The sequence below is a fragment of the Pseudoalteromonas thalassia genome (genome assembly GCF_049257215.1).
In the GTDB taxonomy this organism is placed as follows: domain Bacteria; phylum Pseudomonadota; class Gammaproteobacteria; order Enterobacterales; family Alteromonadaceae; genus Pseudoalteromonas; species Pseudoalteromonas lipolytica_C.
On record NZ_JBMMUE010000018.1, the window covers coordinates 64,013 to 89,807 of the forward strand.

Consider the following 25,795-nt stretch of genomic DNA (forward strand, 5'->3'; position numbering starts at 1 on the left):
CATGCATATATTGATAACTCGTCCAGAAGGGAAAGGCACTGAACTTGCGCTTGCGCTTCAGCAGGCGGGTTATCAAGCAACCCAGTGTCCAGTGCTTACCCTTGATTATCTTACCCCAAGTAGTAGTGAGCTCTCACCACTTGAGAATGCTGATAAGATCATTTTTATCTCGCAGGATGCTGTTCATGCATTGTTAAAGCTCACACCCACAATTAATAAAGCAGCACAACTTTATGCAGTTGGACAGCAAACGGCAGATGCAGTTTATGAAGCCTTTGGGCGTCGAGCTGCAGTGCCGAAAAACCATGATTCAGAGGGCTTGCTCGAGTTAAAAACTCTACAAGATGTAGAGTTGGATAATATTGTTTTGGTTAAAGGTGAAGGTGGGCGCACAACGATAGCGAAAACCTTAAAACAACGTGGGGCACTTTTAAATCAGCTCGTGGTATACAAACGAACTGCAATCGAGAGTGAGCCAGGTAAGTGGATGGACCACTGGCAAACAATTGATGTAGAAGGTATAGTCATTACCAGTAATGCAGCTGTTGACGCCATTTTTAATGGTCTCAATGAATCGCAGTTAGCATGGTTAAAAGCGCGACAATTCTATGTTGCCAGCGAACGTATCGCTGATTATTTAAAACAACAAAATGTAGCAAGAACGCAGATACACATTGCTGCAGGGGCAAGCGATAGTGCTATGTTCGCCTGTATTGATAAGCAAGGTAGCAAAATGAGTGAAGCAGATTTAAAACAAACCACAAAGCCAGCCAGCGCTGAGCCTGCCAAAAAAGCACCTGCAGCTAAACCAGCAGCAGTTCAGCACAAAAGAGGGATAAGTAAAACTGGGAGCTTGGCTTTACTCATTTCACTCCTTGTTGCCTCGGCTGTGGGATATGAGTTTTATCATAAACTTAATGGCGATCAACAATCTACTCTTGCTATTAATGAGCTGACAACAGAAAACCAACGTTTACAGCAACAGCTTGATGCGGTGAAAAGTGCCCAGCAAACATTGCAGCAATCGCTATTTAATACTGAACAAAAAGTTACTGATGCGCTGAATGAAAGTGCTGAACAAACGCAGCAGCAGCTGCAAGCGGCTTTAAAGCGTGCCGAGCAGCAAACTTTTACACTTAATCCGCAAGAAGTCACAAGCTTGCAGCGTATGGCTGAGTTTAAACTCTGGGCTGAGCACGACTACCAAGGTGCTGCTGCTGTATTATCTCGTTTAGATAGCTTGCTTGCTGAGCATCCTGGAACAGGGGCGATTCGCCAAGCAATTCATCAAGATTTGCAAACATTAAATGCCATTGAGCCAGTTGCTGTAGAAGCCATTTATTTAAAGCTGCACGGAATCAATCAGCAAGTGACTGAGTTGGCATTTAATGCTATTTCTCTACCTGAAGAAGTAAAACAAGAAGATCCAAATCAGCTTAGTGAAAACGTCAGTGAGTGGCGTCAAAACCTTGCAAAATCTTGGCAGCAATTTAAAGACTTCTTTGTCACAGTTCGTACTCGTGAAGACATGGTTGTTGCGCCATTTTTAAGTGAACAAGAGCGCCATTTAGTAAAACAACGCCTAAGTTTATATATCGCACAAGCGCAAGACGCCGTATTAACAAAACAAAGCAGTGTGTACTTTAGTGCAGTTGATGCAGCGCATGACTTAGTGAAAGATTACTTTAAACAAGATGATGCAGTCACTAAAGCGGTATTAACTAGCTTAACTTCACTTTCAAAAGAGCAACTCGATTTCAGCCCTAAAGTGTCACTGCAAAGTACTGAGCAGGTGAAGGAGTGGGCACAATGATCCGCTTCTTATTGATAATCATCGCTATTGCAGCTTGCTTAGGAATAGCCCCTTTTTTTATTGATCAAAAAGGCTATGTGCTTATTGCTTTTAACAATACCACGGTTGAGGGCACTATTTGGGGCGTCACTGCGTTAGTTTTGTTGGCTTTTGCTGCGATATTCTTGCTTTATAAATTGGTGCGTTATTTGTGGTCTTTGTATAGCCATACGCGACATCGTTTTTTTGCTCGAAGTGAAGAGCGCAAACATGCTGCGATTGAACAAGGGATATGGAGTTTAATCAATAACGATTACACCGAGCTTGAGTTAGCACTTGAAAATAATAGTGTGGCAGAGCAATGGAATGATGTGCGTTATGCTTTACTTGCCAAAGCAGCATTGGCAAATAACAACCGTGAACAAGCAATTAGTTACCTTGATAAAATCAGTCAAGATAAGCAGCTAAAAGTAGCTAACTTATGGGTTGCAAGTGGTGAGACGAGTACTATTTTTGCTGACCTTAAAGCCTTGGCAGAGCGTAAAAAAGCCTCTAGCTTAGAACTTAAAATGTATGCTCACGTCCTGATGCAAGAGAAAAAGTGGTCGGCGCTTAATGAATTTATGCCTCGCTTATTACGTAAAAAAGCACTTTCAGATAACGAATGGCGTCAGCTATTTGACCATTATTTTTCTGCGCAACCTAGCGGTGAGCTAACGACACGTTATGAGCAATTAGCCAAGAACTTAAAGCCGTTAGCTGAAGTGAGCTATTTTTCAGCTATGGCGCGCGTGGGTGATCTTAATAAAATTGAGCTAAGCTTAATCAAAATGCTAAAAAAACCACTTCAGCATAAAGATTTAGCACGTATTTTACGAGCTAGCACGGCGGGTGATGCACTCAAACTGCAAACAAGCTTGCAAGATATATTAAAAAAAGACACCGAAAATACAGACCTGCTTTTAGCCTTAGCATGTTTAGCAAATGCTCATGGCCAGTACGACTTAGCTGCACGAGTATTTGATAAAGCGCTTAATGCAGATAATCGCGACGAGTATTTGCAGCAAGCAGTGCTAAGCTATAGTAAAAGTGCTCAACCAGATAAGGCCCTGGTACTGTATCAGTAATTTTGGCTTAGCCTGCACAGGAGCGATGGCTTGAAAAACTTATTTGCGCTGACACTAAGTATCGCTTTCGCTTATTTTCTAACAGGGTATTTAAGTAATTCTCTTTTGGCTATCGACGGCTATGCTGTTGCAGCATGGCCCCCTTCTGGTATAGCTCTGGCCAGTATCTTACTTAGTCGAAACCGTGCCTTGCCGGGGGTGTTGTTGGGGGCTTTCTTAGTCAACCTTATCCATCTCGATAAAGTTACTGATATTTTACATTGGCAAGTTATGTTACAAGCCATTGGGGTAACAGCAGCATCTACTTTCCAAGCCTGGTTGGCTTATTACATTATTATTCATGTTGTAAAACGTCCTCTTGAACTATCTTCGCTAAAACAAAGTGTGCAAGGGTTAATCATTGGTGGCCCACTTTGCAGTCTTATCGCAGCATCGACAGGGACTGCGCTGTTGGTCATCAATAATGTGATTCCTAGCTACGCGGCACTTAATAATTTTATTGCTTGGTGGATTGGTGACAGTATCGGAGTACTCATTTTTACTCCGTTAGTTTTAGCGGCATTCAGTTATAATCATGCACGGCAGCGACTACAAATTATTGTTCCTTCACTATTAATTTATATGATTATTTGTGTCAGCTTTTATGGCGCAGCAAGTGTTAAAAAGGAGAAAGATTTACAGCGCAAAGAAGCAAAAGTAAGTGCAATAAAAACCAATCTTGAACACAAAATTGATGAAATTAAGTCTCATCTGTCGTTATTGGCAACCTTTTTTGCAAGTAGTGACATGGTTGATTTTGAAGAGTTTAAGCGCTTTACCTCAAGACAGCTGCAATACAGTAAAGAGATAATAGCGTTTGAGTGGGCACCAAAAGTGATTAATTCACAATTGGATAATTACCAAAATTTGCTGCGCGAAGAGCTTGGGCCTAATTACTATATCAAAGAGAAAAATTCCGCGGGACAATGGCAAGCGGTTAGTCAGCGTGCTATTTATTTTCCGGTGCAATATATCCACCCATTGCAAGGCAACGAGGCCGCACAAGGTTTTGATTTAGCCTCCCATGAACTGCGCAGGCAGGCACTGACAGACGCTCGTTTAATAAAAAATGTCACAGTGAGTGAGCCTATTACCTTGATGCAAGGTGATGGTAACGATAAAGGAGTCTTGTTCTTTAACCCTGTTTATTCAGACATAAATCATCAAGTCGGGTTTAGAGGTTATGTTGTTGCTGTGGTTAATTTAGAGTTGCTGGCGCAAACACTAAACTTTAATCAGAACACAGAGATTGATGCCAGCTTCTATGACGTTACCGACGGCAGTAACCCTGTCGAAATTTATAACCCTCAACGTGTTGGAACAACGGCCATTGCGAGCTTTAACTTTATTATTGGTGAGCGTGTCTGGCAGGTGAAATTATGGGAGTCAGTCGCGCAATCGTCTTGGTTGCCTTATTGGCTTGCACAAATAGTCGGTATGCTGTTTGTTTGGTTATTGATCACCTTTTTGATTTCAGTAACCGGTACTAATATTCAAATTCGTCAGCAAGTAGCAAAACAAACCCAAAGCCTTCGTGAAGAAAAACAAAAAGCGGATAAAGCCAGTCAAATAAAAAGTGAATTTTTGGCGAATATGAGCCATGAAATACGCACTCCTATTAATGGTATTAAGGGGTTGCACTACTTGGCTATGCAAGAGCAAGATTGGCCGCAAGCACGTAGTTATATTGATCAAGCCGATGGTGCATTGAATGTACTATTAAGAGTTATTAATGATGTTTTAGATTTTTCTAAAATAGAAGCTGGGCGCTTGGAAATGCATCAAGAGCCAATCGATGTTAATGCGCTTGTTAGTGAAGTCTGTAATTTGCTGCAATTTGAATTGAACACTCGCTCTTTAGAGTTTGACGTTGATTACGACAGCTCTTCGCAGTTAGTGATTTACACCGATCCTATTCGGTTAAAACAAGTGCTGTTAAATTTATTAAATAATGCTGTTAAATTCACACCACAGGGGCATATCACTCTACGTATTTGGCAACAGCGTGAGTTTACTTACTTTAGTGTTATTGATACCGGTATTGGTATTAGCAAAGAAGCGCAACAGCGATTATTTCAGCCATTCTCGCAAGCAGATAGTTCAACCTCACGCCGTTTTGGTGGCACAGGTTTAGGGTTAAGTATTTGCCAAAAATTGGTTTCGATGATGGGGGGCAGTATCAGTTTGCAAAGCGTTGAAGGGCAAGGTTCAACGTTTACTATTTCAATCCCTTTTGAGTCACCTTTATCAGAGGTTATCCAAAGTGATGATGAAGTTGTTGATATTGATGTCAGCTCATTATCATTCGCAGATTACGCAATACTTTTAGTTGAAGATAACCCGCTAAATCAGCATGTCGCTAGCTCTATTTTAAAAACCAAAGGCTGTCAGCCTGATATAGCAAAAGATGGCCACGAAGCTATTAAGATGATTAGTGAAAAAAGCTACGACCTTGTACTAATGGATATTCAAATGCCTAACATGGATGGTCTGCAAGCGACTAAGGTTATTCGCAATGAGCTGCTGATCTCCGAGTTACCGATTATTGGCTTATCGGCAAATGCCCATGATGATGACCTTAAGAAAGCCCTCGCCAGTGGCATGAATGGTTACCTAACTAAGCCAATTGACGCTGATAAATTGTTTAAAACATTGTGGCAGCATCTGCACGGCAAAAGTGCTTTATAAAGCAGACAATTGACCTCTTAAAAGTAAATATATTCATCTACACTTGAATTATCGTTGTGGGTACGTATGATCCGCGAAAATTTTCTGAACTGAGTACTAATTATGATCAACAAGACACTTCCTTTGCTTGATATTCATCGTCATCTTGACGGTAATGTTCGCCCACAAACGATCTTAGAACTTGGTCGTCAGTTTAATCTTGAATTACCTGCAGATACAGTAGAGGCGCTGATCCCTCATGTTCAGGTTATTGACCCTGAACCAAATCTTGTCGCCTTTTTACAGAAGTTAGATTGGGGTGTAAAAGTACTCGGTGATTACGATGCCTGTCGTCGTATTGCCATCGAGAACGTTGAAGATGCTATTGCACAAAGCCTAGATTATGTAGAGCTTCGTTTTAGTCCATATTATATGGCGCAAAGCCAAGGACTGCACCCGCAAGGTGTCGTAGAAGCGGTGGTTGATGGTGTTAGGAGTGCGTGTCAAAACGCATCAATTAAAGCCAACTTAATCGGCATTATGTCGCGTACTTATGGCACTAAAATTTGTCAGCAAGAGCTTGATGCGTTACTTGCTTTTAAAAATGATTTAGTTGCTGTTGATTTAGCTGGTGATGAAATTGGTTTTCCGGGTGAGTTATTTGTTGATCACTTTAAGCAAGTTCACGATGCATACTTAGCTGCTACTATTCACGCTGGTGAAGCGCGTGGTAGCGAAAGTATCTGGCAAGCAATTAACGAGCTTGGTGCAACGCGTATTGGCCATGGTGTAAAAGCGATTGAAGATGCAGCGCTTATGGATCACTTACGTGATAAACGCATTGGTATTGAGTCTTGCTTAACCAGTAACATTCAAACTAGCACTGTTGCTGAGCTTGCAAAACACCCGTTAAAAACCTTCTTAGATCATGGTATTTTGGCATCAATTAATACAGATGATCCTGCTGTTGAAGGCATCGAAATAGCTTATGAGTATCAAGTAGCCGCACCTGCAGCTGGTTTAAGCCAAGCCGATATGGAAAAAGCGCAAGCCAATGCACTTGAAATTGCTTACTTAAGCGATGCTGATAAAGCTGCTTTAAAACAGTTAGCTGCTAATCGTTAAGCAGCTAACTTACACTTGGTGCTCTTGGCATGAGACATAGTTTTCATACAATGCCTTGAGCACATCTCCTCGGCTGATCATACCAACAACCTTACCACCCTCGATAACCGGGTAATTCTTTGGCTTACCTGTTTTCATGGCATCAGCCAGCTCAATGATATTTTGATCACTACTGACAGTGACAACATCGGTGCGCATAAGTTGTTTTACCTTTACCACACCATCGCAGAAATAACTGTTTTGCATCAGCGGTTGCAAAAGCTCTTGTTCAGATATAAAGCCAACTAGGCTTTTGTTGTCATCGAATACAGGTGCGCCCAGTAATTTAAACTTTTGCAGCTCGCTAATAGCGGTGGTCATTTCAGTTTCAGGCGTAATGTGTGGCAACTTACGTTGCATAAAGTCTTGTACTTTTGTATTTAGCATTTGGGTCTCTCCCCATCGTTATTCTAATCAGAGTATGGTCAAGGAAATGCTGTTTGTGAAATTGTTTAGATGGATTCGGGCGATAGGTAAAACAAATAAAAAAGGCATCCAATTGGATGCCTTAAAAATAATCTGTATCACTTAGCTATTTAATGAATGCAAATGCATCGGCATACATGTTTTCGCGGATTGCGCCATGATTTATGAAATCATCGCGAACAACGCCAATCATGTCGAAGCGACCTGCCATGTAAATATCGTATGGTTCTAGCGACACGATATCTGCCATAACGGCTTTGTGAACGTAACCAGTTTTGCCTGTCCAGCTTTGCGACGCATTTTCAACTACAGGAATGTATTGGAAATGAGGGTTACTGTTTGCCCATGCTTGCATTTCGTCATGCGCATATAGCGCAGCTTGCTCACGTACACCCCAGTAGAATAATACCGGGCGCTCACAGCCTATTTCTGCAAGGTGATCAGCCATTGATTTGGCATAAGAAAAGCCTGTGCCGCCAGCAAGTAGAATAATAGGGCGCTCACCCTCTACACGAAGTTGCGATATGCCTAGACCCACTTCAACATTAACTTGTTGTTGCTGAGCATGTGCTTGACGCAAATGATCAAGCGCTTGCATCGCGTATGAATCAGCACCTGAGGCACCAATGTGTAGTTCAATTTGCTCAGTTTGCGACGGGCGGCTTGCAATAGAAAAGGCACGCTTATCTTTTTCGCCTAATACAAGTTGCATATATTGGCCTGCCTCGAATGACACAGGTTGCTGTGGTTTCAAAATGACCTTATGTACGTGGTCTGTAAGCGGGCTGATCGCAACAACGTCAGCGAGTAATGTTTGCATAGTTTACCTTTATAAGCACAGAAGCAAATTCGGTTATGAATCGCACTCATAACCGTTAAATTTTGAGCAGTTTAACATAGACACAGCTTAGAGAATATCTAAGCTGTCCCATAATTCATCAACTCGTTCTTTGATTTTTGGATCCATGACAATGGGCTCACCCCATTCACGATCTGTTTCACCAGGCCATTTATTGGTTGCATCCATGCCCATTTTTGAGCCAAGACCAGAAACTGGCGATGCAAAGTCTAAATAATCAATCGGTGTGTTTTCGATTAACGTTGTATCGCGCGCAGGATCCATACGCGTAGTGATTGCCCAAATTACGTCGTTCCAGTCGCGTGCGTTTACATCGTCATCGCAAACAATCACGAACTTGGTATACATAAATTGACGTAAGAAAGACCATACCCCCATCATCACACGCTTGGCATGACCCGGGTATTGTTTTTTCATCGTGACCACCGCCATTCGGTATGAACACCCTTCAGGTGGCAGATAAAAATCTACAATTTCAGGAAATTGTTTTTGTAGAATTGGCACGAACACTTCGTTTAAGGCAACCCCGAGTACCGCCGGCTCATCTGGTGGACGGCCTGTGTAGGTACTGTGATAAATCGGGTTTTCACGATGCGTGATGTGAGTCACCGTCATGACCGGAAACTCGTCTACTTCATTGTAGTAACCTGTGTGATCGCCATACGGGCCTTCAGGGGCTGTTTCACCCGGCATAATATGGCCTTCAAGTACGAACTCAGCGGTAGCAGGCACTTGTAGGTCATTTGAAATCGACTTAACAACTTCTGTTTTACTACCGCGTAGTAAGCCCGCAAACGCGTATTCGCTTAGGGTGTCAGGTACTGGCGTTACAGCGCCTAGTATTGTTGCAGGGTCTGCCCCTAATGCGACCGATACAGGATAGGGTTCGCCTGGGTGCTCTTTACACCATTCACGAAAATCTAATGCGCCACCACGGTGCGATAACCAACGCATAATAATTTTGTTTTTACCCAGTAGCTGCTGACGGTAAATACCTAAGTTTTGGCGCTTTTTATAAGGCCCTCTGGTAACCGTTAAGCCCCATGTTATCAAAGGTGCTGCATCACCTGGCCAGCAATGTTGGATAGGCAACTTGGTTAAGTCGACATCATCACCTTCAAGTATGACTTGCTGACATGGTGCTTTTTTTACTTCTTTAGCGGGCATATTCAACACTTGTTTGAATACCGGGATTTGGCCTAGTGCCTCTTTAATGCCTTTAGGTGGCTCAGGCTCTTTTAAAAAGGCTAATAGCTTACCGACTTCGCGCAGCTCACTGACATCATCTTGACCCATTCCCATTGCCACTCGCTTTGGCGTACCGAATAGGTTAGCAAGTACAGGAATAGAGTGACCCTTAGGATTTTCGAATAGCAGAGCAGGGCCTTCTGCACGCAATGTACGGTCAGCAATTTCGGTCATTTCAAGGTAGGGATCGATTTCTTGTTTGATCCGTTTAAGTTCACCTTTTTGTTCTAGTAGCTCGATAAATTCGCGAAGATCTTTGTATTTCATTCTGGTCGCTTAAACGCTAAATAAATTGTCGCTATTATACTCAAAACCATTAATTAAGCGAATTTAGCCGCGACAGTTTGGTTAGCTTTGCTTTAGCTGACAATGATATTTTTTCCCTTTCAAAATAAGCATGGCTTCGTCGCCTTTAGACCAAAACAACACATGGTCATCGCTGTACTTTACGCCTGAACCACTGACTTCTCGATATAAAGTGTAAGTATTATCAACGAATGAAAGCGTTGCTTCGTCTTCATTATTATCAACAATACTCGCAGTTAAGCCATTATCACATAGATAGTTGTTTGCCGTGGCTTGCTCAGCACACGCGCACAAAGTGACTAAAGCGAGCCCTGAGAGAAGTTGTTTGTTCATGGAAACACCCCTGTTTTTGAATGAACTCTAAGCCTAACAAAGAAAAATTAACCGTTGGTGAAAATGGCTGGATAAGTTATGTTGACAGTGTACTTAATGGGCAAGGAACCACCATGGCTGGCACTAATTTATTAACCTTACTTGATGATATTACAACTCTTTTAGACGATATTGCGACGATGAGTAAAGTCGCAACAAAAAAAACAGCAGGGGTGTTAGGTGATGATCTAGCTCTTAATGCCCAGCAAGTGACAGGGGTAACTGCTGATAGAGAATTACCAGTGGTTTGGGCGGTAGCAAAAGGCTCATTCATTAATAAGGCCATATTAGTGCCAGCAGCTTTGTTGATTAGTGTTTGGTTGCCTTGGCTTATTACTCCTTTATTAATGATTGGTGGGCTATTTTTGTGCTTCGAAGGAGCTGAGAAAATTATCGAAAAACTGTTTGGTCACGATAGTCACGAAGGTGAGCAACTGGTTGAGCAGCAAGACTTGCAAGAATACGAAAAGCAAAAAGTTAAAGGCGCTATCCGTACTGATTTTATCCTCTCTGCAGAAATTATCGTTATAACATTAGGCACGGTTGCTGGTGCAACGCTGGTAAATCAAGCTTTAGTGCTCAGTGTAATTGCAATTATTATGACCATTGGCGTGTATGGGTTGGTTGCAGGCATTGTCAAACTTGATGATGCTGGTTTGTATTTACTGCAAAAAGCGCAGCAAAGTGGCGGTAAATTTAAAGAGCTAGTGGGTAAGTTTTTACTTGCTGCGGCACCTAAGTTAATGCGCTTTTTAGCCTTTGCAGGAACGGTTGCTATGTTCTTAGTTGGCGGTGGCATATTGGTACATGGTATCCCTCTTTTACATCACGCCCAGCAGGGTAGTACTGAGTTTGTAACGGGTTTACTTGGTAAAACGGGTGAGCTGGTTTCGCCGGTTATTTTTGATGGTTTGTTGGGAGTTGTTGCAGGGGTAGTGATTGTCATATTCGTTAGTCTTTTCAAGAAAATTTCAAAGTAGCTACGCGTTGAGGGTGTACCCATTGTTAACTTTTTAGTATCTTTATTAACAATTAAAATATAAAAGGAATTTTATGAGCAGATTAATAATCGTTATTTCTTGTTTGCTACTTAGCTTTACTACTAATGCCAAATCTGAATTACTTGATATTCAAAACTTTAGTAAAGCAAGTGAATTCACAGGTGTTAAAATTTCTCCTACCGGTAAGTATTTAGCAGTAATCACACAACCTGAAGGCAAGAATGCTTTAATGATACTGGATACAGATACATTTAAAGTGCTTCATGCCATCCATTTTCCTGGCAATGCTCAAGTCGGTAACTATTACTGGGTGAATGAAGAGCGTATTGTATTAGCTAAAGAGTACCTCAAAGGTTGGAAAGATCATCCTGAATACCATGGTGAGTTGTTTGGTGTAAACGCAGATGGCAGTCAAGGGGAGTACTTGGTTGGTTATCAAGGAGAAAGGCAAACTGGGACGAGAATTAAAAAGGCAACTCCTGTATTAGGAACCTCTTATGTGCTTGATCCATTGGTAGAAAATAAGCGTAAAATGTTGGTTTTAACCATTCCTTGGACAGCTGCAAATGAGCCTCACACAATTGTATATGAAGTAGATGTATATAGAGGGTCAAGAAAAATGATTACACGTTCACCTTCAAGGATGGCTAGTTTTCTGACTGATCATGAAGGTAACGTAAGAGTATCTGCTTCGACGGATGACTATATTAATCCAAAAATATATATTCGCCCTAAATCAGGTGGTGAGTGGGAAGAGCTCAACTTAAAGGACGTTTCATATAGTGATGTTGGATTGCATGCTTTTGATAGCACAGATGAATCTGCTTATGTGACGGCTTCTGTTAATGGAGAAGCTAAAGGGCTTTATAAATTAAATCTTAAAACTAAACAATTTGATCTAATTCACAAAGAAAAGAGTGTTTCACCCAAGCAAGTATGGGTGGATGAAGTCTCAAAAGAGCTTTTTGCTGTCGAGCATGAATTAGGCTATCCAACCTATTCATTTGTTGGTAATAACTCTAAGAAAAGTCAGCAGCTAAAAGCTCTTTTGAAAGTACTTGAAGGTCAGCAGGTTCAATTAGTTAGCAGTACCGTAAATGGTGATAAGAGCGTCATTTTTGCTTCAAGTGATACTAACCCAGGCAGTTATTATTTATTTGATGCAAAAACGAATAATCTCGGTTTTCTATTCTCATCGAGAAGTTGGATTAAACCTAGTCAAATGGCGATTACAAAGCCTATCAATTTTACAGCACGTGATGGACTAGCTATCTACGGTTACTTAACTATTCCGAATAATGCTGAAGAAAAAAACTTACCATTAGTAGTAATGCCGCATGGTGGTCCTCATGGTCCTAGAGATTGGTGGGGATATGATTCAACAGCTCAGCTGCTTGCGAGTAGAGGAATAGCTGTACTCAAGGTTAACTTTCGTGGTTCAGGTGGTTTTGGACGAAATTTTGAACGTGCCGGTCATCGCAAGTGGGGGCGGGAAATTCAATACGATATCATTGATGGGGTAAAATATCTTATTTCGAATGGTACTGTTGATAAAAGTAACATTTGCATTATGGGTGCCAGCTTTGGTGGATATTCCGCGTTACAAAGTGCGATCTTGGAACCTGATATGTTCCAGTGTGCGATTGGGGTTGTAGGTGTATATGATTTACCACTCATGTTTGATGAAGGGGATGTATCAGAACGTGATAGCGGGCAACGTTTCTTAGAAGTAGTATTAGGTGAGGATGAAGAAGAGTTAAAGCGTTTTTCACCTAGCTACAATGTAGAAAAGTTGAAAGCCCCGGTATTAATTGTTCATGGTGGCGAAGATAAAAGGGCGCCTATAGAGCAAGCTGAGTCGTTAATTTCGGCTTTAAAGAAAGAGAATCATCCTTATATTTATGAACTATTAGATGATGAAGGTCATGGCTTTTATAAAGAAGAGCACCGTACTCTTTACTATAAAAAGGTATTGGCGTTCTTAAATGATCATTTAAAACTTTAAATAAAAAATGCCGGCGAGAAACCTCGCCGGCAAGGATTTAGCACGGGAACGTAAGCGTGCTAGTGTGCAAGGTCTTCCTTCAAGTTATACAAGCTCAAAAGACGATTCGTTCACTAAGTAATACAGCCCAGTTGCAATTTAAAACAGAGTAGGGAGAGTGACTCTGCTTTTGCTAACACGCATTTATAAAACCAACAAAATAATATAAATACTGCGCCACATGAAAATGTTATAACATAACAAAACCAAAGTAAATAGCGAGAGTCATATTATTAGCTTGGTTTCTTCTCAGTGATGTTTATGGTAATTGATTATTGAGTGTCCAGTTTACTACAATCGTAACTCAAGCATAGCTCTGCGAGTTCAATCTTCGCTTTCGGATTCCCTTGTAAGGTGGCTTTGTTGAGCCAGTAAGCTGCTTTTTCGTTATTGATTTCTGTACCTTGGCCATCTCGATACATCTGACCCAAGTTTAATTGACCCCATGAATAACCTCCTTTGGCAGAGAGTGTAAAGCTTTCCAGTGCTTCCTTAAACTGGCCATCTTTAAAATAGGTGATGCCTTGTTGGTTATGTTTATCAAGCTTAACGCCTGCATACAAAGGCTTAGGTTTCGGGGGGTGCATAACAAAACCACCATACAAGCTATATAGCTCTGGTCGCATTATTTTGTATATGCTGTTGTCTTCATAAAACTGCTTTACTTGCTGTTTAGTAAAGGTCATGGTTTTACTAGAAAAGTAATCATCTTGCACTAGCATGCTGGTACGCATCGCAATCTCGATGTCTTTATTGTACTTGTAAGTGTAGTTAGCAACTCGAAAAGTCATGCTCTTGTCATCAAATTCAACGAGTTGGGCTACTTTCAGATTATTTATACGTTTTGGTTCACCAGTAAATTTGTCGGAATAAACAAAATAGGTGTCGAATTTTTTTGGTTCATTCAGGTAGCGAATTTCATTATCAGCTTGCTCATGTATCCCAAGTATTGCTTTCGTTAAAATATAAACTATTAATACCAAGCCAATAAAATATTTTATGAAAGAAGCCAGCTCTAGGGGTGGAAGAGAATACCAAGATACAGATGATGTGTAGCCACAAGCATCGCATTGGTGCTGATAATTAATTGATAATGGAATAATTGGCAAAATACTAAAGCGCAGTACTTTACTGTGATTACTCAGTGAGAAGTGCTCGCTATGACAATGAGGACACGTTTTTTGCTTTTTGTAAAAAACATCAGCAGCGGCGGTGTTAAATAAAAGCATAGTTTCTTCCTGAAGGTTGCTTTCAATAAATTAGAACAAACACGCTGAGTTAGGAAGCCGCAAACTGTAACTAAATATGAATTAAGTGTGTAGATAGCTCTTTTCGTTTAGAGAAACAATGCATTCTCTGCTATGATCCACAGCATCTTCGAGGATGTCCCTCAATTATCAAGTTTGGAATATTACTGTGACTGCTACTGCTTTTTCATCTTTGGCTTTGCCGAAAGAGTTAACCGATAATTTATCGACTTTAGGTTATGCGCAAATGACACCGGTACAAGCGCAAAGTTTACCTGTGATCTTGCAAGGCAAAGATATCATTGCTCAAGCAAAAACAGGGTCGGGTAAAACGGCCGCGTTCAGCTTAGGTGTGTTGGCTAAGTTAAATGTGAAACGTTTTCGCATTCAATCACTTATTTTATGTCCAACCCGCGAACTGGCAGAGCAAGTTGCAGAAGAAGTCCGTAAGCTTGCTCGCGGCATTCATAATATTAAAGTTTTAACTTTATGCGGTGGTGTATCTATTGGTCCACAGATTGGTTCACTAGAGCATGGCGCTCATATTATTGTTGGCACACCAGGTCGTGTTGATGATCATATTCGTAAGGGCACATTGCGTTTAGATGACGTTGAAACATTGGTATTAGATGAAGCTGACCAAATGCTTGATATGGGCTTTCAAGATACCCTTGATGCCATTGTTGAATGTATTCCAAATCAACGCCAAACCTTGTTATTTAGTGCGACTTATCCAAAATCAATAGCAGCGATTGCTGAGCGAGTTTTAAGCAATCCTGAAATGATTAAGGTTGAAGAAGAGCAAACAAAAAGCACGATCACACAATACTTTTACAAGCTTGATAATAACAAGCAGCGCTTTAATACGCTGAAGCTGTTGCTTTTGAAGTTTCAGCCAGAAAGCTGTGTGGTTTTTTGTAATACTAAGGTTGAAACACAGCAAATTTGTGATGACCTATACGCTGAAGGCTTTAGTGCCGTTGCTTTACACGGTGATTTAGATCAACGCGAACGTGAACGTACTTTAATTCGTTTTGCTAATAAAAGCGCGTGTATCTTGGTGGCGACGGATGTTGCTGCACGAGGCTTAGATATTAACGACATGGATATGGTTGTAAATTATCACTTAGCACATGATCCACAAACTCATGTTCACCGCGTTGGTCGAACAGGTCGAGCAGGTAAAAAAGGCATTGCATGTTCTATTTATGGTGAGGCTGAGCAATTTAAAGTGGCACAAATCGGTGATCATTACGAACGCGACTTCAACCCTGAGCCACTACCTCCTTTTAGCTTACTTGAAAAGCCGGCCTACAAGCCTACGATGGCGACCATCATGATAGATGCAGGTAAGAAGCAAAAAATTCGTGCTGGCGATATTTTAGGTGCTTTAACGGGTAAAGAAGGTATTGCAGGTCATCAGGTGGGTAAAATTAATGTACTTGATAACGTTGCTTTTATCGCTGTAGAGCGAACTGCAGCCAAACCAGCACTGCGCAAATTGACCGAAGGAAATATCAAAAAACGTAAGATTCGTGCGCGTCGTTTAAGTCGATAAGTTTAAAGTTTACGAGCAGCTAGCTTTTAGCTGCTCGTACTCACGTTGTATTTTTTTAAACTGAATCGCACAGCCTTGACGGTCTGGGTGATGTTTTAAAGCCAATTGTCGCCAGCGCTTTTGTAATTCTTTTAGTGAAAAGTTAGCGGGCAACTGCCATGCTTTTTGTATTTGCAAAAGCTGCTCTTTTGTAAGATTTGCAGAAGTAGTATGCCTGTTGAATGTAGCAAAGCGCTGCCAAAACTCATTTAATAGCGCATCAATTTCATCACTTGTTGTGTCGTAGTTTTGCCAATCTAAATAATACTCCCGCAAAGGATCAGTATTTTCTAGCACCTTTTCACACTTGTTATTTATCAATTCAATATGTAAGGCCGCTATGTGCAATTGTTGCTCAGGGCTAACCTGTATTTGAAGTTGATATAAGGCATTCATAACTAAGAAGTTACGTTTAAAAAGATCTTTTTGTGGGTCCTTATCTAAAACACTAAGATGTCCTGCATCATTAAGTGCACTCGCAAGCGTATGGACTTTCCAGATAGGCTGTTTCAGAATGAGGTAAAAAATCTCATCTATCAGTGGGTTAAGCATTGTTAGCAGGCCAATCTTTATGTAATCTAAAACTATATACGCTATCACAGCTGCCTTACTGAAACTATGTTTATATTTTCATCAAGGAAGGCATTTAGCCGAGCTACGATTTAGTTTTTTCCTCGGTCTATGTTGATATTTAGGGATATAAACATATGCGCACATTATTGAGTCTCAGGTTAATACATTCGGCATTAGTATGCTGTAGTGTGCTGATGACTACGTTTAGTTATGCTTCAGATTCATTACTAGAGCAATTTAATCAGTCACAAAAATTAGATGAAAAGCAGCAATTAGCGACACAATTACTTGCAGATACCACTATTAGTGCTGATGAAAAGCTGGCTATACAATTGCAGTTAGCAGATACGGCTCTAGAAAATAAAGAATTTACCGCAGCATTTAAACACTATCAACTAGCTGAGAAGTCGACCTCTTTTGAAGCTCAACCAGACAGTTATTTTCGCGCAATCAAAATGCAAGGCGTTAGCTATTATTATCAAGGTCTTATCCAACAAGCTGTCGAATCCTATACACGTGCTTTACGCGTTGCCGAAAAAATGGATGCGCCTATTTCAGAGGCTAACTTACTGAGTAATATAGGTCTCGCTTATTTTGATATGTGGGATATGAGCAAAGCACTTGATTATTACACGCGCGCTAAATCTATCTACGAAAAGTATGGTAGCGCGCAAGATAAAGCTGATATTTTGCATAACATAGCGGGTCTTTATATTCGCTTATCGAGTTACGATATTGCTTTAGATATGTATAGAGAAACGCTAAAAATATTCGAGAAATTAGGTGATGAAGAAGGTGTTGCTCAGTCATATGGTAATATGGGCGTTGCTTACTCTGAGCTTGGACAATATCAATTATCATTACATTATTATCAGCGTGCATTACGTTATTACCAAAAAACACATGATGCCTATTACTTATCCTCTCGTCACGTCAATATTGCTAACGTTTACTTACGAACAGGTGATTTAGAACTGGCTCTAAGCCATGCTGATAAGGCCATCGAGTTTGCAGAACAAATAAATAACAAAACGTTAGAGCTCGCGGGATTATTATCAAGAGCTAAAATTGAGCTCTTACAAGGTAAGCTAACACAAGCGGAAGTAACACTGACCACCTCAATTGAGATGGCCAAAAAATATAAAGATGATCTGAGAGTGCAGGATGGCATTGGAATGCATGCATTGATCAAAGCAGGCCAAGGAGATTTCACCAGCGCGGTAGCTCATTTTGATCAATTCGTTCGAACCTTAAAGGCCGCAAACAATGAGCGACTTCTAAGATCCCTAGGTGAGCTTCACAGTCGAATTAATGCCAGTCAGTTGACTCAGGAAATTATTGATTTAAAACAAAAACAGCGAGTGCAAGAGCTTGAAATGTCAAAGCAAAGACAACTTGCCATCATGCTGTTTATTTTATTTATTATGCTGGTCGTGACGGGCATCACCATTTATCGACGTATGATCGAAAAAGGAGCGAAAGAGCAACTTTCATTGATGGTTGCAAAGCGCACCAATGAGCTTGAAGAAACTGCAGAAAAGCTGCGCAGTGCAAATGAAATTAAAAGTCAATTTTTAGCTAATATTAGCCATGAGATCCGCACACCATTAACGGCTATTTTGGGACAAACAGATACCCTAATGAATGGTTTTTATAAACCAGAGCAACTCAATGATGAACTTGCTGTTATTCATAAACAAAGTGAACACTTAAAAGACCTCATAAATGATGTGCTTGATATTAGTAAAATTGAGGCGAATAAACTTGAGTTGAGTTTAAAAGAAGGTGATTTAGTTTGCTTATTAAATGATGTTCATTCAATGCTAAGTGGGCAAGCAAAAGCAAAAGGGCTGAAATTTGCATTTCATAACCAATTAGGTGAACAGTTTATTACTCGGTTAGACTTTACGCGGGTAAAACAAATTTTGATCAACTTATGTGCGAATGCCATTAAGTTTACTCATCAAGGTGAAGTCGAGCTGCAGGTCACACAGACGCAACAAGGTATTTGCTTTCAGGTAAGTGATACGGGGATTGGCATGGATGCTAGTCAGCTGAAACTTATTTTTGAGTGCTTCAGTCAAGGAGACAATAGCATTAGTCGACGATTTGGTGGTACGGGGCTAGGCCTTAGCTTATCACAACAACTCGCAATCATGATGGGCGGCTATATTAGTGTCGAGAGCGAAATCAATAAAGGTAGCGTGTTTGCATTCTATTTGCCATGTAAAGAACATGAACCCAGTCAAACTGATGCCAATAGCAAATACGGAAATGACTTACCGCAATCGCTAAAAGGATTATCTGGAAAGGTATTGATTGCAGAAGATCATGCCGATAACCGTCGTTTAATTCTCCGTTATTTAGAGTCAATGGGGTTAGATGTAATTGCTGTTGATAACGGTGCAAAAGCGGTTGAGCAATGTTTAATAGAGTTTCCAGATGTAGTGCTTCTTGATATTCAGATGCCAGTTTTAGACGGGTTAAGTGCCCTTAAGTTATTGAAAGAGTCTGGCTTTACCCAACCAATTTACGCCTTAACTGCTAATGCGATAAGCCATGAAATAGAAGCGTACTTGCAGGCCGGTTTTACAGGGTATCTTGCTAAACCTATCGATAAAAATGTCTTTTTTACACAGCTTGCCAAGCATTGTAAAAATACTGCAGAAAGCACAAAAGCAAGTCACGATATTAGTGATTTAGTAACTAGCTTTATTCAAAGTTTTAACCAAGAAGCGTCGCTTATTCAATTGCATTTGGCTGAATATGATTTATTTAATCTTCAGCAAGATGCACATCGTATTGGCGGAGCAGCTAAAATGTTTGCCATGGAGCATATCGCGAAAAGTGCCTTTGCCTTAGAGTCAGCTTTAAAAAATAACCAACTCTCAGAATTAACAAATTTAGTTGATCGTTTACTTGAGCAACTCAACAGTGCATTAGCTGATCAGAATAGCTCTACATCACCATCTTGAGCTTGTTCTGAATCATTATTTTGAGTTGTTTCATAGCGAGAGCGATCGATACGTTGTTCACTACTTGTTTCTGGGTGTGTGATCTTAAACATTGAAAGTTTATCATCAATAACATGCGCTAGACGCACTAAATCTTTGCTTGAGACAGCTTGTATTTGTGAACTTGATAATGCGTCAGAATTTAGCTCAACCATAGCATCAATACTCATTTGTGCTTCATCTGACATTTGGCTTTGTAAGGCAACCTGTTCATGCACGCTCTCAGAAAACGCGTTAATTGCTAACATAGCCTGTTCTATTTTATTCGTTTCTTTGGTTGATGCTTCTGATAGTTCAACAGTACGCTGTGTTTCTTTTAATGCTGTTTGCATCAATTGGTTGGCTTTTTCTGTACTGTGTTGAATTTTCGCAACCATCTCACGAACTTCTTGGGTTGATTTACTGGTGCGTGCTGCTAAGTTTCGTACTTCATCAGCCACAACTGCAAACCCTCTCCCTTGCTCACCAGCACGTGCAGCCTCAATTGCGGCATTGAGAGCTAGCAGATTTGTTTGTTCAGCTATACTGTTAATCACATCAATTACAGAGCCAATTGCATCACTATCTTGTTTAAGTAAAATAATTTGTTCGCTAGTTTGGTTGATATTGTCGGCCAATTTCATAAGGCTAGCTTGGCTTTTGTCGGCATCAAGTCGAGTTTGTTGCACAGACTTTGTTGCATCAGAGACCGAGTGAAATATTTCTTCAAGGCTACGATCAAGTTCTTTCGATACTTCAATCGTTCGCTTTATTGTCTCTGCTAAATCAACACCATGCGCATCTTGAATTGTTGCTTTTTGGGTCATTGATGCATAAGTGTCACGTAACGCATCAGCCATAGGTAATAAGCGGGCAGATGACGCATATATCTCTCCTAACATATGCTCAACCATAGTTAAACTCGCGTTTAATATGTGGCAGGCTTCAGGTAATTTATTGTCGTTTTCATCAAAACGAAAAGTAAAGTCGATACCCTGATCAGAAGTGATATTAGAAACAAAATAACTTAAGTGATCTTGTTGCTGCGCGTCTTTTAAATAAATAAAGGTAATTAAAATAAGCCAAGGAACAGTGACCGTTAAGCCGATTACTGCCATCGCGACAATTGATAGTTCAAAAATAATAAAACTAGCAATACTACTTAGTAAGCTGATGACAAAGAGAGCGACTGCTACTTTAATGCGGGTCATTGAAAAATCCTTACCTTTTAATCCTATAACTTATAGAACAAAACCCAACTAAATACCAACTATATTACGAAGTTATTTATAGTTGAATAGCGCTTCAACCGTACTTTTAAGTAAAAAAAATGCCTGTATAAAACAGGCATTTTTTTGATTTTGAAAGCTGCTTATTGACGCTTCATCGAATCGAAGAATTCATCATTGGTTTTGCTCATAGAAAGCTTATCAATTAAGAACTCCATTGCGTCAATTTCTGACATCTCATGAACAATCTTACGTAAGATCCACATTTTCTGTAGTTCATCTGGCTTAGTCAGTAACTCTTCGCGACGGGTACCTGAACGGTTAAAGTCGATCGCAGGGAATACACGCTTTTCAGCAATCTTACGATTTAAGTGTAGTTCCATGTTACCTGTGCCTTTGAACTCTTCGTAGATTACTTCATCCATTTTAGAGCCTGTATCAATAAGCGCTGTTGCGATAATCGTTAAGCTACCGCCTTCTTCTACATTACGTGCTGCACCGAAGAAACGCTTTGGTTTGTGTAATGCGTTAGCATCCACACCACCTGTTAATACCTTGCCAGATGAAGGAATAACCGTATTGTATGCACGAGCAAGTCGCGTAATTGAGTCTAATAAGATAACCACATCTTTTTTGTGCTCAACAAGGCGCTTCGCTTTTTCAATTACCATTTCGGCTACTTGAACGTGACGGCTTGCTGGTTCATCAAATGTTGAAGCAATAACTTCACCCTTAACAAGACGCTGCATCTCAGTTACTTCTTCAGGACGTTCGTCAATTAGAAGCACCATTAGCTCACAGTCTGGTTGGTTGTAGCTGATTGACTGCGCAATATTTTGCAGTAGCATCGTTTTACCCGCTTTAGGCGGTGCAACAATTAGGGCGCGCTGGCCTTTACCAATAGGTGATGCTAAATCAAGTACACGAGCAGTGATATCTTCTGTACTACCATTACCACGTTCCATACGTAAACGTTCGTTTGCGTGGAGTGGGGTAAGGTTTTCAAAAAGGATTTTAGTGCGAGAGTTTTCAGGTTTGTCGAAGTTTACTTCGTTGACTTTAAGTAGTGCGAAGTAACGTTCACCATCTTTTGGTGGACGGATAAGGCCTGAAATTGAGTCACCAGTACGCATGCTGAATCGACGTATTTGACTCGGAGATACATAAATATCATCAGGTCCGGCTAAATATGAGGCTTCAGATGATCTCAAGAAACCAAAGCCATCTTGTAAGATTTCTAATACACCGCCGCCATAAATATTTTCACCGCTTTTAGCGTGTGCTTTCAAAATGGCGAAAATAATGTCTTGTTTTCTTAAACGGGCTACGTTTTCGAGCCCCATGGACTCAGCTAAGTTTACAAGCTCTTTTATAGACTTGTCTTTTAATTCGCGTAAATGCATATTGGTGGGTTCTTTATTACAATTATCATACTCAAAATCATAGTTTGATACATGAGTGAGGTTTGTTGGTATAACTAAGGATTAGTTGGCTTTATAAACTAGCAGGTCACTAGCAAGGCGTCCAGTCTTTAAACAAAATAAAGCTAAAAAAAGGGCAAAAAGCCCTTTTTTTACATTTTCAGTTAGATGTTGTTCTCTAAAAACTCAACTAATTGAGTTTTTGAAAGTGCACCTACTTTAGTTGCTGCAACCTGACCATCTTTGAAAAGAAGAAGTGTTGGGATTCCACGAATACCAAATTTAGGTGGTGTGCCCGCATTTTGGTCAATGTTTAATTTACCGATAGTTACACGGCCATCAAACTCGCCAGCTACTTCGTCAAGAATAGGGGCGATCATTTTACAAGGTCCGCACCATTCAGCCCAAAAATCAACAAGTACAGGTTTGTCTGATTGTAGTACGTCAGCTTCAAAGCTATCGTCAGTTAATTGAATAATTTTCTCGCTCATTGCGATCTCCGATAAGTTAGGCGAAATATTTAATGCGTATTTAAACACTCTTGTTTCTTATTGCAAGTTTAAACGTTATGCTTAAACGCTATGACTAAGACACATTTGACCGATAAAAAGTTTTCAGACTTTGCTATCGCACCGGAAGTGGTTGCCGGTTTAACCGAAAATGGGTTTGAATATTGCACACCCATTCAAGCTAAATGCCTACCTTTTATTTGTGAAGGCCGTGATATTGCGGGCCAAGCACAAACAGGTACAGGCAAGACGTTGGCGTTTTTAACAGCCACGTGCCATCGGTTATTACAATCTAGCAAAGCACCTAGTAAACATCCAAGAGCCCTGATCATGGCCCCAACTCGGGAGCTGGCGATTCAGATACACAAAGATGCAAAAATTTTAGCGCCACACTGTAATCTTAACTTAGGTTTAGTATATGGTGGCGAAGATTACGAAAAACAACGTGCACAACTAGAAAAAGGCGTTGATATTTTAATTGGAACGACTGGACGCCTTATCGATTTGTATAAACAGGGTTGTTACACCCTAAATGAAATTGAAGTTGTGGTGCTTGATGAAGCAGATCGCATGTTCGATTTAGGCTTTATTAAAGATATTCGCTACATGTTTAGACGTATGCCTGAAACTTCAGAGCGTTTAAACTTATTATTCTCTGCAACCTTATCTTATCGTGTGCAGGAATTAGCGTTTGAACACATGACTAACCCAGAGCATGTGCAAATTGAACCTGACGTTAAAACAGGTAAGCGTATTCAAGAAGAGCTATTTCATCCATCGCAAGACGATAAAATTAAGTTACTGTTAACTTTAATTGAAGAAGAATGGCCTGAGAAAGCAATTGTGTTTGCAAATACGAAACACAGTTGTGAAAATGTTTACGCATGGATGAAAGCGGATGGTCATCGAGTTGGATTATTAACCGGTGATGTAAACCAGAAAAAGCGTCAATCAATTTTGGCTCAATTTACCAAAGGCGATTTAGATTTCTTAGTGGCAACAGACGTTGCAGCTCGTGGTTTACATATCCCAGAAGTAAGTCATGTATTTAATTTTGATTTGCCAGATGATTGTGAAGACTATGTACACCGCATTGGTCGTACCGGACGTGCTGGTGCTTCAGGACACGCTATTAGCTTTGCCTGTGAACAGTATGCCTATAATCTCCACGAAATTGAGCAATATATAGAACACAGCATTCCATTATCACATTATGATAAAAGTGCATTGCTTGATGATTTAACTAAGCCTACTATTCAGAAAAAGCGGAACTATTCTACAGGCCCACGTAATCGTAATAACAACGGACGTCGACCAAATAATAGTTACCAGAAATCACGGTCGTGATAAACGACCGTCATTGAAGACTTAGTAGTAACTAGAGGTTTTTGAACGGTGGGGCAATTTCAACCGCAAAAAAATGTGTATGCAGTAATCGATTTAGGATCGAACAGCTTTCATATGCTGATTGCCAAATCAATTGCTGGCGGTCTACAAACGATCGGTCGAGTCAAACGTAAAGTAAGGCTTGCAGCAGGGCTTGATGAAAACAACGTCCTAAGCTCAGAAGCCATGCAGCGAGGTTGGGAATGCCTAGCCTTGTTCGCAGAACGTTTACAAGACATACCAAAGAAAAACATTACCATTGTTGCAACAGCAACTTTGCGTCTTGCTACCAATGCCGATGTGTTTAAGCAAAAGGCTGAACAAATCCTTGGTCATAAAATCAATGTCATCAGTGGTGAGCTAGAAGCCAAAACGATTTACAAAGGCGTGGCGCACACATCAGCTTGTAGTGGAAAGCAACTTGTTATCGATATTGGTGGAGCGAGCACAGAGGTCGTTATAGGTAAAGGTTTTGACGCACTGCACTATAAAAGCCTACATATGGGCTGTGTCACCTTTTTAGAGCGCTATTTCAAAGATCAAAAACTGAGTAACGAAAATTTTGCAGCCGCGATTCAAGCTGCCAGAGATGTGATTGCTGAAATTGTTGATGAATATAAAGCGGCAGGCTGGCAAATAGCGAGTGGAGCATCTGGTACAGTGCAAGCAATTCAAGAGATCATGGTTGCGCAAAACCAAGATGAACTCTTAACGCTTGATAAATTGTATGCCATCAAAGAGCAATCAGTGCAATTTGAAACAATTGCAGATCTTGAGCTTGCAGGTTTAAGTGAAGAACGCCGCCTTGTGTTTGTATCTGGACTTGCAATTTTAATCGCCTTATTCGAATCATTAGCTATAAAGCAGATGGGCCTTGCTCGCGGCGCATTGCGTGAAGGTGTGCTTTACAGCATGGTACCAGAGCTACATAACCACGATATTCGTAAGCGTACGGTTGATGGATTAATGGCTCGTTATCATGTCGATGTAAATCAAGCCTGCCGAGTTGCACAACTTACTGAGCAATTAGCAAAGAGTGTAAAGGGGCAGTGGCAGTCAATTGATAACAACGCAATTGCGTTATTAAAAACGGTAGCGAAGTTGCACGAGATAGGTTTATTAATAGAGTATAAACTTTATCATAAGCACACAGCCTACATTATAGAAAACACCGATATGCCAGGTTTTTCACAATCTGAGCATAAGCTGATCACTGCTGTAGCGAACGCGCATCGTGCAGATCTGGTAAAAAACAGCTTTGCATACCTAGGGTGTCATGAACAATTAGCTGAATGTTTGACAAGAATTGTTCGGATCGCAGTGATCTTATCAATGCGTCGCCAAGATGATGTACTGCCAGCACTCGATCTTAGTGTTAATGAAAACACCCTTACACTGACATTTGATGGCGATTGGTTAAAATATCACCCATTAATGGCCAGTGAACTGCAATTAGAGACCAAGCTACAAGCAAAAGCAGGTTGGAAGCTTATAGTTAAATAAACAGAAAAGGCCCATAAGGGCCTTTTTTAGTGTTCTTTTTGCCCGTTTCGTTCGTATTTTGCTCGAACAGTCATTTTTTTCATAAAAACTTCAAAAAACAGTTGATCTCAATTCGGATCTCCCTATAATGCGCATCCATCGACACGGCGGACTGCTTACAAACAAGCAAAACAACGAGTCGATTGAGTCAAGTAAAACTGAGTTTTGAAAAAATAAACTTTTCTCAAAATTAAGTGTTGACAAAAATAACGGCTTGCGTAGAATGCACAGCCCTTGAGACGCAAAAGTATCT

At 40.5% G+C, this 25,795-nt stretch carries 19 protein-coding genes; 10 read left to right on the plus strand and 9 right to left on the minus strand.

Translation table 11 applies throughout. From position 1 onward, the window contains the following. Position 1: 1 nt before the first annotated feature. The 4 genes from AAEU31_RS17825 to add all read left to right on the plus strand — a co-directional run bounded on the left by AAEU31_RS17825 (position 2) and on the right by add (position 6,750). Positions 2–1,813, plus strand: a complete 1,812-nt coding sequence (locus AAEU31_RS17825; RefSeq protein WP_421967914.1) for a uroporphyrinogen-III C-methyltransferase — start codon at positions 2–4, stop codon at positions 1,811–1,813. Beyond that, positions 1,810–2,919 (plus strand): heme biosynthesis HemY N-terminal domain-containing protein, encoded by a 1,110-nt coding sequence (locus tag AAEU31_RS17830; RefSeq protein WP_421967915.1) that lies wholly within the window; start codon positions 1,810–1,812, stop codon positions 2,917–2,919. The genes AAEU31_RS17825 and AAEU31_RS17830 overlap by 4 nt, the downstream gene beginning before the upstream one ends. A 30-nt stretch (positions 2,920–2,949) precedes the next feature. Beyond that, positions 2,950–5,646, plus strand: coding sequence for a CHASE domain-containing protein (locus AAEU31_RS17835; protein WP_421967916.1), 2,697 nt, complete (start codon positions 2,950–2,952; stop codon positions 5,644–5,646). 102 nt (positions 5,647–5,748) lie between these two features. Further along, entirely contained in the window at positions 5,749–6,750 is a 1,002-nt protein-coding gene (add, locus tag AAEU31_RS17840; RefSeq protein WP_421967917.1) for an adenosine deaminase, read from the plus strand. A gap of 9 nt (positions 6,751–6,759) precedes the next feature. On the opposite strand, the gene AAEU31_RS17845 is transcribed toward add, so the two are convergent. The 4 genes from AAEU31_RS17845 to AAEU31_RS17860 form a co-directional block, all read right to left on the minus strand. Further along, complete coding sequence (locus AAEU31_RS17845) at positions 6,760–7,176, minus strand: CBS domain-containing protein (protein ID WP_054554669.1); 417 nt, start codon at positions 7,174–7,176, stop codon at positions 6,760–6,762. Positions 7,177–7,321: 145 nt separating this feature from the next. Then, positions 7,322–8,035, minus strand: coding sequence for an NAD(P)H-flavin reductase (gene fre, locus AAEU31_RS17850; RefSeq protein WP_135923173.1), 714 nt, complete (start codon positions 8,033–8,035; stop codon positions 7,322–7,324). Between the two features lie 87 nt (positions 8,036–8,122). Beyond that, complete coding sequence (ubiD, locus tag AAEU31_RS17855; protein WP_135923174.1) at positions 8,123–9,589, minus strand: 4-hydroxy-3-polyprenylbenzoate decarboxylase; 1,467 nt, start codon at positions 9,587–9,589, stop codon at positions 8,123–8,125. A gap of 81 nt (positions 9,590–9,670) precedes the next feature. Beyond that, complete coding sequence (locus AAEU31_RS17860) at positions 9,671–9,961, minus strand: MliC family protein (RefSeq protein WP_199526002.1); 291 nt, start codon at positions 9,959–9,961, stop codon at positions 9,671–9,673. A gap of 113 nt (positions 9,962–10,074) precedes the next feature. Between AAEU31_RS17860 and AAEU31_RS17865 the strand changes: the two genes are divergently transcribed. Together AAEU31_RS17865 and AAEU31_RS17870 are read left to right on the plus strand one after the other, a co-directional pair. Then, positions 10,075–10,980, plus strand: coding sequence for a DUF808 domain-containing protein (locus AAEU31_RS17865; RefSeq protein ID WP_138557905.1), 906 nt, complete (start codon positions 10,075–10,077; stop codon positions 10,978–10,980). Between the two features lie 73 nt (positions 10,981–11,053). Further along, a complete protein-coding gene (locus tag AAEU31_RS17870; protein ID WP_421967918.1) occupies positions 11,054–13,006 on the plus strand; it encodes an alpha/beta hydrolase family protein in 1,953 nt (650 codons plus the stop codon). 311 nt (positions 13,007–13,317) lie between these two features. Here AAEU31_RS17870 and AAEU31_RS17875 read toward each other — a convergent pair whose 3' ends face one another. Then, positions 13,318–14,274 (minus strand): tetratricopeptide repeat protein, encoded by a 957-nt coding sequence (locus AAEU31_RS17875; RefSeq protein WP_421967919.1) that lies wholly within the window; start codon positions 14,272–14,274, stop codon positions 13,318–13,320. A gap of 187 nt (positions 14,275–14,461) precedes the next feature. Between AAEU31_RS17875 and dbpA the strand changes: the two genes are divergently transcribed. Continuing rightward, entirely contained in the window at positions 14,462–15,850 is a 1,389-nt protein-coding gene (dbpA, locus tag AAEU31_RS17880) for an ATP-dependent RNA helicase DbpA (RefSeq protein ID WP_135923178.1), read from the plus strand. A 9-nt stretch (positions 15,851–15,859) separates the two neighbouring features. Here dbpA and AAEU31_RS17885 read toward each other — a convergent pair whose 3' ends face one another. Beyond that, on the minus strand, positions 15,860–16,441 hold the full coding sequence (locus AAEU31_RS17885) for a DNA-J related domain-containing protein (protein ID WP_199526050.1): 582 nt from the start codon (positions 16,439–16,441) through the stop codon (positions 15,860–15,862). A 215-nt stretch (positions 16,442–16,656) separates the two neighbouring features. Here AAEU31_RS17885 and AAEU31_RS17890 point away from each other — a divergent pair, with 215 nt between their 5' ends. After that, positions 16,657–19,437, plus strand: coding sequence for a tetratricopeptide repeat-containing hybrid sensor histidine kinase/response regulator (locus AAEU31_RS17890; RefSeq protein WP_421967920.1), 2,781 nt, complete (start codon positions 16,657–16,659; stop codon positions 19,435–19,437). Here AAEU31_RS17890 and AAEU31_RS17895 read toward each other — a convergent pair. The 3 genes from AAEU31_RS17895 to trxA form a co-directional block, all read right to left on the minus strand. Further along, complete coding sequence (locus AAEU31_RS17895; RefSeq protein ID WP_421967921.1) at positions 19,410–20,666, minus strand: methyl-accepting chemotaxis protein; 1,257 nt, start codon at positions 20,664–20,666, stop codon at positions 19,410–19,412. The genes AAEU31_RS17890 and AAEU31_RS17895 overlap by 28 nt on opposite strands. Before the next feature lie 161 nt (positions 20,667–20,827). After that, complete coding sequence (gene rho / locus AAEU31_RS17900) at positions 20,828–22,087, minus strand: transcription termination factor Rho (RefSeq protein WP_062566226.1); 1,260 nt, start codon at positions 22,085–22,087, stop codon at positions 20,828–20,830. Between the two features lie 182 nt (positions 22,088–22,269). Next, complete coding sequence (trxA, locus tag AAEU31_RS17905; RefSeq protein ID WP_135923181.1) at positions 22,270–22,596, minus strand: thioredoxin TrxA; 327 nt, start codon at positions 22,594–22,596, stop codon at positions 22,270–22,272. 90 nt (positions 22,597–22,686) lie between these two features. Between trxA and rhlB the strand changes: the two genes are divergently transcribed. Both rhlB and gppA read left to right on the plus strand, forming a co-directional pair. After that, positions 22,687–23,961, plus strand: a complete 1,275-nt coding sequence (rhlB, locus tag AAEU31_RS17910; protein ID WP_135923182.1) for an ATP-dependent RNA helicase RhlB — start codon at positions 22,687–22,689, stop codon at positions 23,959–23,961. 48 nt (positions 23,962–24,009) lie between these two features. Continuing rightward, positions 24,010–25,503, plus strand: a complete 1,494-nt coding sequence (gppA, locus tag AAEU31_RS17915) for a guanosine-5'-triphosphate,3'-diphosphate diphosphatase (protein ID WP_138557861.1) — start codon at positions 24,010–24,012, stop codon at positions 25,501–25,503. The last annotated feature ends 292 nt before the right edge of the window (positions 25,504–25,795 follow it).